Here is a 13,610-nt window from a genome sequence, read left to right as displayed (position 1 = left end):
CGAACCGAATCGGGCATTTACGGACAATTATCCCCCGTATTTTGGGGGGATTAATGTCCGTTACATGCGGGATAATAACAGATGCCAGAGGTCAGAATAAAAGGAATCGGCTGTGCCGATTCCTTTTGCTTTTCTCATAAGTCAGAAAGTATATCATTTTAGGTGACGTTTTCACAGTATTGAAATCGGCTAATTCGCCGATTTCTTCCAGCTGACTTCCGGCCTCTGCCTCTGGAAAGACGAGGCTGGGCCTGAGTTTTTCTTATTGGTTGGACGAACCATCCACAACCTGTTGCAGGTTTCCATTTTTATCCATGCGGAATGATGGGGCTTGTAATGAATCCTGATCTTCAAAAACAGTCATCTTGCGAGCTCTGTCCATAATTTGCATAAATACTTGATAGTCTTCCTGTACTGTTTCAAGTTGCTTTGTCGTACGGGTCAATTGACTTTCCAGTTCACTCACTTGATCCCTTAACGTTTCATTTTCCTGCTTCATCTGCTCCAGTGAGCGTTTTGATTGATTGGAAGCCTGATAGTCTTTTTTCAACTGTTTTAAAAATTGAATAACAGAATCCATTGTTAGGGATTGTTGTTCATCCGCATTTTCTGTTTTGACGGGTTCGACAGCTGCATTATCATTTTGCGGCATTGCGATAACAGGTTGTTTCGCTTTTTTGGCAGCGGCACGTTTTTTCTCTTTCCGTTGCCGTTTCGCAAGTTCTATAGCATCGTTATATTTATTCCTGACTTCGGCGTTCCAGCGAAATCCGCAGGCGGCTGAAGTACGATTCAGCTTATCGCCAACCTCCTCAAAAGCATGTAATTGTGTACTGCCTTCTCTGATATGGCGTAATACAGTTTCCGCCAGTAACAGATCATCTTCATGCGACCAAGCATCCTGTCTTACTTTTCCCATTATAGTCAACTCCTTTTTCAAAAACGGTCATCATGATTTAAAACATAGAATTGTATACCTGTGCAATCGTCCGTATGTCTCCTAACTCAGGAACATGAGTTAAATGTTCAGGGGGAGAAAGCGGACGCTGACACCCTGAATTGCTTCGGCCTGAACGTTACAGGTATCAAAGGCGTTTCAGGATGTTGTGTTTAACCATCAATGGAGGCTGAAGACCTTCATCACTGATGGACGTTTCACTTTATCTATATTGTTTAGTTTGACCGTTTGAAAAAGGAATTATACCTTTAAAATCTAGTATTATTTTTTTCCGACTGAATTTTTTCGTGGACTTGTTTTAATTGCTGTTCAAATTTGCTGCTGTCCTTAGGTTTATAGTAATCTTTATTTTTAATTGTCTCAGGCAAATACTGCTGATTGACCCAGTTGTTTTCATAATTGTGCGGGTATTTATAATCAACGCCCCGTCCAATTTTTTGAGCCCCTTGGTAATGGGTGTCTTTTAAGTGGGCCGGCACATCCCCGCTTTTTCCGCTGCGGATATCAGAGAGTGCCTCATCAAGCGCCTTATATGCTGTATTGGATTTAGGAGACAGGGCCAGTTCCACGATGGTGACGGCTAATGGTATACGTGCCTCCGGAAACCCAAGCCGTTCTGCAGCCTGGACAGCGGAAACGGCACGGGGACCAGCCTGTGGGTTGGCAAGGCCGATATCCTCATACGCTATAACAATCATACGTCGAGCGATGCTATCCAGATCACCTGCCTCAATCAATCGGCCGAGATAATGCAATGCTGCGTTAACATCACTGCCCCGGATTGATTTTTGAAATGCTGACAGGACATCATAATGCGCGTCACCATCTTTATCATGCGAAAAACTTTTTTTCTGCATGCATTCTTCAGCGGCTTCCAGTGAGATAACGATTTTTCCATCATTGTTCTTGGGTGTTGAGGATACGGCAAGTTCAAGGCCATTCAAGGCTGAGCGCATGTCACCATTCGCAGCGAACGCCAAGTGATCCAACGCCTCTTCTGTCAGCTCAATTGGCTCAGAACCCAATCCATTCACATCATCGTTCGCAGCTCTTATAATGGCTGTTTTGATATTGTCCATCGTTTCGAACAAATGGCATCTGCTGCGTATGGCTGGGTTAATAGAATGATAAGGATTACTTGTCGTGCAGCCAATTAATGTCAGAAGGTTGCTCTCGATATGCGGAAGCAGGAAATCCTGCTTTGCCTTGTCCAGTCGGTGCACTTCATCAAGCACTAATACGACTTGGCCGCTCATTTTTGCTTCTTCCACCACAATTTCCATATCTTTTTTCTTATCAACGACAGCATTTAACATTTTTACCGGGATATTTAAACTTTTGGCCAAAGCATATGCCAATGACGTCTTTCCGGTTCCGGGCGGGCCAAAAAGAATCATCGGAGACAGGCGCTCAGCCTGAATCATGCGGTTAAGTATTTTTCCCTTGGTGACCAAATGTTCCTGGCCGATAATGTCGTCTATGTGTTCGGGTCGCATGCGATAAGCAAGTGGTTTCATTTTCATCGTCCTTTTTATAAAATAATAAGCTGTATATGTAAAAGCGTAATTCTGATTGTGTTAAAATGCAAGAGACAGGTAATTCATGCTATAATATTGTGTATTGTTATAAAGAATATGGACGTTTATGTCACGAGGTGTTACAAATGAAGATTTCCACAAAAGGACGATATGGGTTAACAATCATGCTTGAACTGGCAAGGAGACATGGTGATGGACCAACATCACTGAAGACAATCGCACGTGATAAGGGTTTGTCTGAACATTATCTGGAACAGCTGGCCTCACCGTTAAGAAATGCGGGTCTGGTTAAGAGTGTCAGGGGTGCCTATGGCGGCTATATACTGGCAAAAGACGCGCGCGATATAAAAGCAGGTGACATTATACGTGTATTGGAAGGACCCATCTCACCTGTCGAAGGAATTGAGGATGAAGAACCTGCTAAACAGGCGCTATGGATAAGGATCAGGGATGCCGTTAAAGATGTGCTGGATACCACAACCCTGGAAGATTTGAAGCGGCATGAAAATGATAAGCTGCAAGATGCTTATATGTTTTATATTTAAATAATTTTGAGCAGGAAAGGGTAAGAAACATGGACCACATTTATTTGGATCATGCAGCTACGGCCCCAATGGATAAACGGGTCATTGAAGCAATGAATCCGATTATGACAAATATTTTCGGCAATCCGTCAAGTGTTCATGCATTCGGACGGAAAGCCAGACAATATCTTGATGAGGCGCGTCGTACAATGGCAGGGAGTATTCAAGCTGATGAAAAAGAAATTGTCTTTACAAGCGGCGGAACTGAAGCAGATAATCTGGCCATGATTGGAACAGCTTTGGCTAATCGGCATAAAGGGAATCATATCATTACGACGCATCAGGAGCATCATGCCGCACTATATACAGCTGAAAACCTGGAACAGCAAGGGTTTGATGTCACGTATCTTCCGGTTGATGAAACGGGAAGGATTAACATTGCTGATTTAACAGAGGCGCTCACACCGGAAACCATTTTAGTATCCATCATGTATGTGAATAATGAAACAGGTGTCATCCAGCCGGTGGAAGCGATTGGTGAGATACTAAAAGATCATCAGGCGTATTTTCATACAGATGCTGTACAGGCTTTCGGCTTATTGGATATTGATGTGAAACAATCAGGAATTGATTTGTTAACTGTTTCGTCCCATAAAATAAACGGGCCTAAGGGCATCGGGTTTTTGTATGTTTCGCATGGTGTAAAAATCGAAGCATTGCAATTTGGGGGCGAACAGGAACGAAAACGCCGCCCGGGTACGGAGAATGTTGCTGCTGCTGTCGGGTTTCAGACAGCTGTTGAACTGTCGCTGGATAACAAGGCAGATAGAAGGCAGACATACGCCCATTATAAAGAACAGTTTATGAAGCAGCTTTCCGAAAACGGGGTAAATTACGCTGTGAACGGCGCGCTGGATCAAAGTATAGCTTCGATTGTCAATATCAGTTTCCCCGGTGCAAACGTTGAGGCTCTGTTGACAAATTTTGATTTGGATGGTATAGCGGCATCAAGCGGCAGTGCATGCACAGCAGGGTCAGTGGAGCCGTCCCATGTATTGGCAGCCATGTACGGGGAAAATGACAACCGGACGACTAACTCAATCCGGTTCAGTTTTGGGTCGTTCAATACAGAAGAAAATGTGATTGAAGCAGCAAACCGTGTTGCGACGATTGTTAAACGGTTAACACAATAAATAAGGTGGTGATAAACATGAAAAAAAATGAAGATACACGGGTCGTTGTTGGCATGAGCGGTGGTGTTGACTCATCTGTCGCCGCACTCCTCCTGAAAGAACAAGGTTACGATGTTGTTGGTATTTTCATGAAAAATTGGGATGATACAGACGAAAATGGCGTCTGCACCGCTACAGAAGATTATGATGACGTTGTCCGGGTATGCAACCAACTGGATATCCCCTATTTTGCCGTTAACTTTGAGAAACAATACTGGGATAAAGTGTTCACGTATTTTCTTGATGAATATAAAGCGGGCAGAACACCTAATCCGGATGTGATGTGCAATAAGGAAATTAAATTTAAGGCCTTCCTTGAGCATGCCATGTCACTTGGGGCAGACTATCTTGCTACAGGTCATTATGCGCAAGTGAGAAATAATAATGGGCAATATGAAATGCTCCGGGGCGTGGATGATAATAAAGATCAGACGTATTTCCTAAATCAACTGACCTCAGATGTGCTTGAAAACGTCATATTCCCACTTGGCCATCTGAATAAGCATGAAGTCCGGGAAATTGCCCAAGAACATGGTCTGGTGACTGCGACGAAAAAAGACAGTACAGGCGTTTGCTTTATTGGTGAACGAAACTTCAAAGAATTCCTGAGCGAATACTTGCCTGCACAGCCGGGTGTCATGGCAACATTGGATGGTGTTGAAAAAGGCCGCCATGACGGTCTTATGTATTATACGATCGGTCAGCGCCAAGGCTTGGGAATCGGTGGATCAGGTGAACCATGGTTTGTCGTCGGTAAAAATCTTAAGGACAATATTTTATATGTTGGCCAGGGCTTTGATAATGACAAATTATATTCAGATGGTTTGATTGCTTCAGACGTCAACTGGATCAATCCGACGCCGGGTGAATCGTTCACATGTACCGCTAAATTCAGGTATCGTCAGCAGGATAACGAGGTGACGGTCACTAAAATGGAAGATGGTAACGTACATGTTGAATTCCATGAAAGACAGCGGGCAATAACACCCGGACAAGCGGTCGTGTTTTATGACGGTGACGTTTGTCTGGGAGGCGGTACGATCGATGAAGTTATCAAAGATGAAAATTATCTTGACTATGTCGGTTGATGAGTGGTTTCTGTCCCGCTATCGATGATTAGAGGTGAAAGAATGGATAAAAATCAGCAGGCGATAGAGCTGATGAAAGAACAAAAGTATGAGGAAGCAGCACAGCTTTTCAATGATATAATTGAAGCGAATCCGCAAGATCCGGTCGGTTATATAAACTTTGGCAATTTATTGCTGCATATCAATGATGATGAACGTGCGGAACGTTTTTATAACCGTGCAATCGAGTTAGATCAGAATGCAGCAACAGCCTATTACGGGTTAGGGAATCTCTTTTATGAAAAACAGGATTTTTCAAATGCCCAGCAAAACTTTTTAAAAGCTATTGAAATCGGTCTGGAAGAAGCTGATGTATTTTATTTGCTCGGGATGACATTTTTCCATCAAGAGGAATATAAACTGGCTATTCCATACTTGATGCGGGCAACTGAATTGGATCCCGAAGATACAGAATACTTGTTTCAATACGGGCTGTCACTGGCTCAAAGCGAGCATATCAATGATGCAAAACCCATATTCCAACACGTGCTGGAATTGGATGAACGTCATAGTGATGCTTATTATAACCTGGGCGTCATTGCTTTGTATGAAGAAGAACTGCAAACTGCATTGGACCATTTTAATCAAACACTGGAAGTCCAGCCGGAACATGTACTGGCAGCAAATGCCAAAAAACAGATTATGCAAGTAATGAACAATACTGATATGTAAGATAGTGAGGTTATTCGTATGGCAACGGATAAACAGACCCGCCAGGAAAATGGATATATTAAAGGGGAACTGCTGTACACGATTTTTCAGAATGAACAGGAGAACTTTTCCATTGCCAAAATTAAAATCCATGACACGAATGAAGATTATCAGGAAAAAGACATTGTCATAAAAGGGTATTTTTCTGATCTGCAGGAAACGGCTGCCTATTATTTTTATGGAAGTTTTGAACGCCATTCCAGATTTGGACTGCAGTATAAAGTGGCTTCCTATCAAACATTTATTCCGGATACAAAAGATGGACTGATTTCTTATCTATCCAGTGATATGTTTTATGGAATCGGAAAGCGAACAGCTGGAAAGATTGTCGACACTTTGGGTGAAAGTGCTATTTCCAAAATTTTGAATGATTCGGACGTGTTAACAAAAGTCCCCGGTTTAAAAAAAGATAAAGCCGATCATCTTGCTGAAACGTTAAAAGAAAATCAGGGATTCGAGCACATTGCTGTTTATTTGTCCAATTATGGGATCGGTCTGAAGATGGCACAAAAAATTTACAAGCATTATAAGGATGAAGCGATTAACGTGTTGCAGGAAGATCCTTATCAATACGTGTTTGATATAGAAGGATTTGGCTTTCAGACTGCGGATCAGATTGCCCGCACGAATGGTCTGTCATTGACACACCCAAGCCGTATAGGAGCTGGGTGTATTTATGTGCTGCAAAAAAATATCCAGGATGGTCATGTGTTTTTGCCGATTGATGCGTGTGTGCACCAGGTGATTGATTTGCTGGCTCACCCGGATCAGCAGCTCAACCGTGAGATGGTTACAAATCGGTTGGAAACACTAAACCAGGAAAAGGACGTTATCTTAAACGAGGGCAATGTCTATCTTCCTTCACTTTATTATGCCGAAGACGGGTTTGCATCAAACATTAAACGATTGATTACCAAGCCAGTTGAACATGATACCCCATTAGCAGAATTGATGAAAATTATCGGTGATATTGAAGAAGAGGAAGTCCTCAGTTATGGCAAGGAACAATTCGAAGCCATTCAGCAAGCATTACGTTCCAAATTAATGATCGTTACCGGGGGACCTGGAACCGGCAAAACAACTGTCATCAAAGGGATTCTGAATGCCTATGCTGAAATCCATGGCATTTCAACTGACCCGGGTGAATACGATTCTGCTTCGGACTATCCATTTATTTTAACAGCACCCACCGGCAGGGCGGCTAAACGGCTTACGGAATCAACGGGTCTCCCGGCGGTAACCATCCATCGTCTATTAGGCTGGGATGGGCAAAGCGGTTTTGAAAAAAATGAACATGAACAATTGGCAGGAAAGTATTTAATCGTTGATGAGTTTTCCATGGTTGACATTTGGCTTGCCAATAATCTGTTCAAAGCCATTCCGGATGATATGCAGGTTTTGCTTGTAGGTGATGAGGACCAGCTGCCATCAGTCGGTCCTGGTCAAGTATTGGCTGACTTGCTTGGAAGTGAATACATTCCTTATGTCAGCCTTCATGATGTATACCGGCAAAAAGAAGGATCGAAAATAATCGAATTGGCACACTTAATCAAACAGGATGCATGCAGCCAAAGTGCTTTAAAGAATGATAAAGATTTCAGTTTCATTTCGTGCAGTACAGACCAGCTGATTGATGTTGTGACGACCATCATCGATCGGGCTAAAGAAAAAGGGATTGATTTGAAAAACATCCAGGTTATGGCACCAATGTATCGGTCCCAAGTGGGCATAACCATGATCAATCAGCATTTGCAAACACTTATCAATCCGTCATCACCATCAAAACGGGAGATTAAAACGAAAGACGCTGTATTTCGAGTTGGTGATAAAGTGCTGCAGCTTGTCAATCAGCCGGAAGACAGCATTTATAATGGTGATATTGGTGAAGTGGTTGCTATATTTGAGGAAGATGAGAATGTCGATAACGTTGAACAGCTGGTCGTGGATTTTGAAGGTAAAGAAGTCAGCTATGAGCGGAAAGACTATGTCAATATCACACACGCTTACTGTATTTCCATCCATAAATCACAGGGAAGTGAATTTCCGATTGTTATCATGCCAGTCGTTTCTGCCTACAATCGTATGCTGAAGAAAAATTTGCTCTACACGGCGATAACCAGAAGTAAAAAATCACTCATTATTTGCGGCGACCGGCAGGCATTTTTACGTGGGGTTCAAAGACTTGATTCAAATAAACGGTATACATCACTGAAACAACAGTTACGCGAGCGTTTACACGATAATTATGAAAACAAAGCGCCGGACGAGGAAGAAAAAGAAATTACACCGTATGATTTTATGTGACTGGTATGTATATTTTTCTGATTTCGGGCAAGCATAGAAAAATAAAAAGGAGCTTTAACGATGTTAGTATGCCCGAATTGCAATGAGAAAGATATAGGGAAAATCGGCGCTCAGCAATTTTACTGCTGGAACTGTTTTATTGAACTGTCCGTGTTTAATGATAAACTGGCAATTCATCAGGTAGAGTCAGACGGATCTTTAAGCTCGCTTGATGATTTGTTTACGGAAGATGAACGGAAAATTCAATGGTGACCCGCTGCAAAGCAAATGACCTTACCTTTTCCCAGGAGGTGTAGGGCATGTTCCAGTTCAATAAACCATTGAATTTTCTTTTTTGGATTATAACCGGAATATTTGTATTTTTATTTTTCTATTTACTTGTGAAGCTTTTCCCTGTTTATGGTACCATTATTTCATTCCTCTGGCACCTTTTTCTTCCATTTTTGATTGCTGTACTCATTGCATATTTGTTATACCCGGTTATTGAGAAGATGCATCAGCACAATATGCCGAAAAGCTTGGCCATTCTATTGATATATTTGCTTTTTTTTGGTGGCATCGGTTACTTGGGCTACCGTGTCTATCCCGCTGTCATTTATCAATTGAGTGATTTGCAGGAGCAACTGCCGCAACTGATTCAGATGTACCGGGATTTTGTTTACAGCCTTTATGAATACACAGCCTTTTTGCCGGAAACGGTCCATGATAAAATGGATGAGCTGATATCCGAGGCAGAGACATATATGGAAGATTTGCTGACGGATCTGGTCAGAGGCTTTACGGGAATTTTCGATATGATTGTCATCATTACAATTATTCCGGTTCTCGTTTTTTACTTTTTGAAGGATTTTGATTCCATAAAACATTATTTTAAAAAATGGATTCCCGAAAAGTATCATAAACAAACGAAAGCGTTAGGCCGGGCCATTGATGAAGGTCTTGGAAAATACATACGGGGACAGTTGATAGTTTGTCTGTTTGTCGCTCTGGCAGCATTCGCTGTATTTAAATTTTTGGATATACCATATGCCCTGTTATTGGCGATCATTATAGGACTTACGAATTTTATTCCGTATTTCGGTCCAATCATCGGAGCAATCCCTGCTGTTGCCATTACCGCAACCATTTCCGGCAAATTAATGTTAATCGTGCTGGCAAGTATTTTCGTGATTCAGGTGATTGAAGGGAATTTTTTATCGCCTTACATTGTCGGTAAAAGCATCAGGATCCATCCGATTGCCATTATTTTTGCCTTGCTTCTGGGTGGCCAAATAAGCGGTGTGCCAGGGATGATCTTAGCTGTACCCGTTCTGTTTGTTTTAAAAGTTATGATACAACATATCATGTCAGTCAGAAAAACATAATTGACATTTCAAAGAAAGTTGTCTATACTATCAGCAAATTAATCGTACATTACGTTGAAGGTTCTAAGTACATGTGCCTCCGTTCAAGAGAGTTTGGGATTAGGAGCAGTTTATGCGAGTCCAGATGTTAAGAGCGTGTAAACGCTGCCTCTAAATCCCTGGATTAGACAAACAAACGCTTCAGAGAGGGATTTCCACAGGCTGGAAGAAATCCTGAATGTCGAGTCATGGAAAGCTAAACCTGAGTACGGCTAATCCCCGTCGGTTTCATACCGTTATCATGCTGAGTGGTGAATGGATGTGTCCATTCATAATTAGGGTGGTACCGCGAAACATCTCGTCTCTAAAGCAACTGAGAGACGGGATTTTTTAATGTCTGAAGATATAATTCTACGGAGCTTATAAAATGAAAGTTGGAGGTTAAACATGAAACAGTTAACATCAGCTCAAGTACGACAAATGTTTCTGGACTTTTTTAAAGAAAAGGGCCATCGGGTGGAGCCGAGTGCATCACTGGTGCCCAAAGAGGATCCGACATTATTGTGGATCAACAGCGGTGTTGCTACATTGAAGAAATATTTTGATGGGCGGGTTGTTCCGGAAAACCCACGTCTTGTTAATGCGCAAAAATCGATCCGGACAAACGATATTGAAAATGTTGGCTTCACAGCACGCCATCATACGTTCTTTGAAATGCTCGGCAATTTTTCAATTGGTGATTATTTTAAAAAAGAAGCCATTGCGTATGCGTGGGAATTTTTGACGCGTGATAAGTGGATCGGCTTTGATCCGGAATTATTATCTGTGACCGTTCACCCCGAGGATGATGAGGCATATGACATTTGGCTTCATGATATCCAAATTCCGGAAGAACGGATCATCCGGCTTGAAGAAAATTTCTGGGATATCGGTGAGGGACCGAGTGGACCAAATTCGGAAATATTTTATGACCGCGGCGAAAGCTACGGTAACGATCCTAATGATCCTGAATTGTACCCCGGTGGTGAAAATGAACGCTATCTGGAAATATGGAACCTTGTCTTTTCCCAGTTCAATCATAACCCTGACGATACGTATACCCCGCTGCCAAAGAAAAATATCGATACTGGGATGGGACTTGAACGGGTTGTATCGGTTATACAAGATACGCAGACAAACTTTGAAACCGATCTGTTCATGCCGCTGATCCGGAAAACAGAAAGCATTTCCGGCAAAAAATATGGCGGGAATCCGGCAGACGATACGGCATTTAAAGTCATTGCCGACCATATCCGGACCGTAGCATTTGCTGTTGGGGATAAGGCACTTCCATCCAATGAAGGCAGAGGGTATGTACTGAGAAGGTTACTCCGCCGCGCTGTTCGCTTTGCCAAGCAAATTGGCATCGATGAACCGTTCATGTATAAACTCGTTCCGACAGTCGGAGAAATTATGAACGACTTTTACCCGGACGTGCTTAAACAGCAAACGTATATCGAAAATGTGATCAAAGTGGAAGAAGAACGATTCCATGAAACACTGAACGATGGTCTGGAAATATTAAACAGGATTATTGAAAAGGAACGCCAAAAAGGCAGTGATGTATTCCCGGGTCGAGAAGTGTTCAGACTGTATGATACGTATGGTTTCCCAAAAGAATTGACCGATGAATATATTGCTGAACATGGATTTACGATTGATGAACAGGGCTTTGAACAGGAAATGGAAAAACAGCGTGAGCGGGCCCGAAATGCACGGCAGAAAGTCGACTCTATGCAAGTTCAGAATAGCATGCTCAGTGACGTAACGGCGGACAGCACGTTTGTCGGCTTCGAACAGCTCGAAGTCAATACCACAGTGGAAGTGATGGTTAACGAAAAAGAATATACCAATACCGCTGAATCTGGTGAAGATGTCTATGTCATTCTGAAAGAAACACCGTTTTATGCTGAAAGCGGCGGACAAATTGGTGATAATGGCTGGATATATACAGATAATGCTTCTGCATATGTTGAAGATGTTCAACAGGCCCCGAACGGACAAAACGTTCACAAAGTCCGTGTAAAAGAAGGTGAGATGCGAACAGGGGAGGAAGTCCGGGCGGCAGTCGAAAAGGCTTTTCGTAACGCTATCGTGAAAAATCATACAGCGACACACCTGCTTCATCAAGCTCTGAAAGATATTCTCGGTGATCACGTTAATCAAGCTGGTTCACTGGTAGCACCTGATCGTTTACGTTTTGATTTTTCACATTTCAGTTCAGTGACTGAGGAACAACTGGAGAAAATTGAACAAAAAGTAAATGAAAAGGTTTGGGCTTCCCTGCCGGTTGTCATCGATTATAAAAAGCTGGAAGAGGCAAAAGAAATGGGGGCCATGGCTTTATTCGGTGAAAAATATAGTGATATTGTCAGGGTTGTTCAGATTGGCGAATACAGTATTGAATTGTGCGGTGGCTGCCATGTCCGCAGCACAGACGAAATCGGTTTGTTCAAAATCGTTGCGGAAACAGGTATAGGTGCTGGCACGAGAAGAATAGAAGCTGTATCGAGCAAACAAGCTTACTGGCATGTCAACGGGAAATTGGGCCTATTGCAGAAAACCGCCGAATTATTAAAAACAACTGATGATAATGTCACCGAACGTGTCGAAAGTTTATTTGAAGAAATTAAATCATTGCAAAAAGCAAATGAATCGTTAAACGCAAAGCTATCCAATCAGGAAGCATCCAGCATCGTCGAAAATAGCGAAACGATTAATGGCGTCACTGTTTTGGCACAACAAGTCAGTGCAAAGGATATGAATCAGCTCCGGAATATGGTGGATGATCTGAAGCAAAAGCTTGATTCAGGTATCATTCTCCTGGCTGCAGAGAGTGATCAGAAAGTGCAATTGGCAGCAGGCGTGACAAAAGATTTGATAAGTGAAGGATTACATGCCGGTAACCTGATCAAACAGGCTGCCGAAATCTGTGGCGGCGGTGGCGGCGGCCGTCCGGACATGGCTCAGGCAGGCGGTAAAAATCCTGAAAAAATTGCTGATGCCCTTAATGTTGCGGGTCACTATGTTAAAAATCATTTAAGTGAATAAAATAACCTGGATTCTATCTGTTAAAAAAGATATAATAGGACCAATAAACATGTTAGAATAGAAAAAGGTAAACCATGTGGAATGAGGTGTCACGATGAGCTCTATTGATAAAACAATGAAGTTTAATTTTTCGGAAGAACCCTTTGATCATGATATAAAAGAGATTTTACTGACAGTCCACGGGGCTCTTAAAGAAAAAGGTTACAATCCGATTAATCAGATTGTTGGCTATTTATTATCCGGTGACCCTGCGTATATACCAAGATACAATGATGCACGGAATTTAATTCGTAAAATTGAGCGGGACGAGGTTATTGAAGAAGTTGTGAAGTTTTATCTCGAGGAACAGCAAAAGGAAAATTAAATGAAAATAGTGGGACTGGATGTCGGTTCTAAAACGATTGGTGTGGCTGTAAGTGATCTGTTAGGTATGACAGCACAAGGGCTTACAACAATCAAATGGGATGAACAGGATATTTATTCTGCCGACGAACAACTGAAAAAAATAATAGAAGAACACGGAATCGGGAAAGCTGTTATTGGATTGCCGAAGCATATGAATGGTACAATCGGCGAACGCGGTGAAGCATCTGAAGCATATGCTGAACACGTCAAAAAAGTTCATAACATACCGGTAATTCTATGGGATGAACGCTTAACAACTGCTGCAGCTGAACGCGTTTTGCTCGAGGCGGATATGAGCAGGAAAAAACGGAAAAAAGTCATTGATAAAATGGCAGCGGGCATGATATTGCAAACTTATCTTGATCAGGCAAAATAAAA

The 13,610-nt window shown here is 42.2% G+C and carries 12 protein-coding genes; 10 read left to right on the top strand and 2 right to left on the bottom strand.

The genetic code is table 11. The features are described 5' to 3' along the window. Positions 1-262: 262 nt before the first annotated feature. The gene (locus tag Len3610_RS08000) at positions 263-919 is read right to left on the bottom strand and encodes an RsfA family transcriptional regulator (RefSeq protein WP_176447484.1); all 657 of its coding nucleotides are present in this window, start codon (positions 917-919) and stop codon (positions 263-265) included. Between the two features lie 287 nt (positions 920-1,206). Continuing rightward, a complete protein-coding gene (locus tag Len3610_RS07995; protein WP_176447483.1) occupies positions 1,207-2,481 on the bottom strand; it encodes a replication-associated recombination protein A in 1,275 nt (424 codons plus the stop codon). Positions 2,482-2,621: 140 nt separating this feature from the next. Here Len3610_RS07995 and Len3610_RS07990 point away from each other — a divergent pair, with 140 nt between their 5' ends. From Len3610_RS07990 to ruvX, 10 genes are all read left to right on the top strand, one after another. Continuing rightward, positions 2,622-3,041: a cysteine metabolism transcriptional regulator CymR gene (locus Len3610_RS07990; RefSeq protein WP_176447482.1), complete on the top strand. Its 420-nt coding sequence runs from the start codon at positions 2,622-2,624 to the stop codon at positions 3,039-3,041. Positions 3,042-3,070: 29 nt separating this feature from the next. Next, on the top strand, positions 3,071-4,213 hold the full coding sequence (locus Len3610_RS07985) for a cysteine desulfurase family protein (RefSeq protein WP_176447481.1): 1,143 nt from the start codon (positions 3,071-3,073) through the stop codon (positions 4,211-4,213). Positions 4,214-4,230: 17 nt separating this feature from the next. Beyond that, entirely contained in the window at positions 4,231-5,340 is a 1,110-nt protein-coding gene (mnmA, locus tag Len3610_RS07980; protein ID WP_176447480.1) for a tRNA 2-thiouridine(34) synthase MnmA, read from the top strand. A gap of 42 nt (positions 5,341-5,382) precedes the next feature. Then, positions 5,383-6,051, top strand: a complete 669-nt coding sequence (locus Len3610_RS07975) for a tetratricopeptide repeat protein (protein ID WP_176447479.1) — start codon at positions 5,383-5,385, stop codon at positions 6,049-6,051. A gap of 18 nt (positions 6,052-6,069) precedes the next feature. After that, positions 6,070-8,394, top strand: a complete 2,325-nt coding sequence (locus tag Len3610_RS07970; RefSeq protein ID WP_176447478.1) for an SF1B family DNA helicase RecD2 — start codon at positions 6,070-6,072, stop codon at positions 8,392-8,394. A 60-nt stretch (positions 8,395-8,454) separates the two neighbouring features. Beyond that, the gene (locus tag Len3610_RS07965) at positions 8,455-8,646 is read left to right on the top strand and encodes a hypothetical protein (protein WP_176447477.1); all 192 of its coding nucleotides are present in this window, start codon (positions 8,455-8,457) and stop codon (positions 8,644-8,646) included. A gap of 47 nt (positions 8,647-8,693) precedes the next feature. Next, positions 8,694-9,758, top strand: a complete 1,065-nt coding sequence (locus tag Len3610_RS07960) for an AI-2E family transporter (protein ID WP_176447476.1) — start codon at positions 8,694-8,696, stop codon at positions 9,756-9,758. A gap of 426 nt (positions 9,759-10,184) precedes the next feature. Next, entirely contained in the window at positions 10,185-12,827 is a 2,643-nt protein-coding gene (gene alaS / locus Len3610_RS07955) for an alanine--tRNA ligase (RefSeq protein ID WP_176447475.1), read from the top strand. A gap of 94 nt (positions 12,828-12,921) precedes the next feature. Further along, positions 12,922-13,191, top strand: coding sequence for an IreB family regulatory phosphoprotein (locus tag Len3610_RS07950; protein WP_176447474.1), 270 nt, complete (start codon positions 12,922-12,924; stop codon positions 13,189-13,191). Then, entirely contained in the window at positions 13,192-13,608 is a 417-nt protein-coding gene (ruvX, locus tag Len3610_RS07945) for a Holliday junction resolvase RuvX (protein ID WP_176447473.1), read from the top strand. The last annotated feature ends 2 nt before the right edge of the window (positions 13,609-13,610 follow it).

The organism is Lentibacillus sp. CBA3610 (genome assembly GCF_013373365.1).
Lineage (GTDB): Bacteria > Bacillota > Bacilli > Bacillales > Amphibacillaceae > Lentibacillus.
The sequence above is the reverse complement of the archived record's forward strand: the minus strand, read 5'-3'. Positions and strand labels throughout refer to the sequence as shown.

Excerpts from the sequence above, each read along its gene's own strand:
- Len3610_RS08000 (WP_176447484.1), bottom strand. The coding sequence starts at position 919 with ATGGGAAAAGTAAGACAGGATGCTTGGTCGCATGAAGATGATCTGTTA.
- Len3610_RS07995 (WP_176447483.1), bottom strand. The coding sequence starts at position 2,481 with ATGAAAATGAAACCACTTGCTTATCGCATGCGACCCGAACACATAGAC.
- Len3610_RS07990 (WP_176447482.1), top strand. The coding sequence starts at position 2,622 with ATGAAGATTTCCACAAAAGGACGATATGGGTTAACAATCATGCTTGAA.
- Len3610_RS07985 (WP_176447481.1), top strand. The coding sequence starts at position 3,071 with ATGGACCACATTTATTTGGATCATGCAGCTACGGCCCCAATGGATAAA.
- mnmA (WP_176447480.1), top strand. The coding sequence starts at position 4,231 with ATGAAAAAAAATGAAGATACACGGGTCGTTGTTGGCATGAGCGGTGGT.
- Len3610_RS07975 (WP_176447479.1), top strand. The coding sequence starts at position 5,383 with ATGGATAAAAATCAGCAGGCGATAGAGCTGATGAAAGAACAAAAGTAT.
- Len3610_RS07970 (WP_176447478.1), top strand. The coding sequence starts at position 6,070 with ATGGCAACGGATAAACAGACCCGCCAGGAAAATGGATATATTAAAGGG.
- Len3610_RS07965 (WP_176447477.1), top strand. The coding sequence starts at position 8,455 with ATGTTAGTATGCCCGAATTGCAATGAGAAAGATATAGGGAAAATCGGC.
- Len3610_RS07960 (WP_176447476.1), top strand. The coding sequence starts at position 8,694 with ATGTTCCAGTTCAATAAACCATTGAATTTTCTTTTTTGGATTATAACC.
- alaS (WP_176447475.1), top strand. The coding sequence starts at position 10,185 with ATGAAACAGTTAACATCAGCTCAAGTACGACAAATGTTTCTGGACTTT.
- Len3610_RS07950 (WP_176447474.1), top strand. The coding sequence starts at position 12,922 with ATGAGCTCTATTGATAAAACAATGAAGTTTAATTTTTCGGAAGAACCC.
- ruvX (WP_176447473.1), top strand. The coding sequence starts at position 13,192 with ATGAAAATAGTGGGACTGGATGTCGGTTCTAAAACGATTGGTGTGGCT.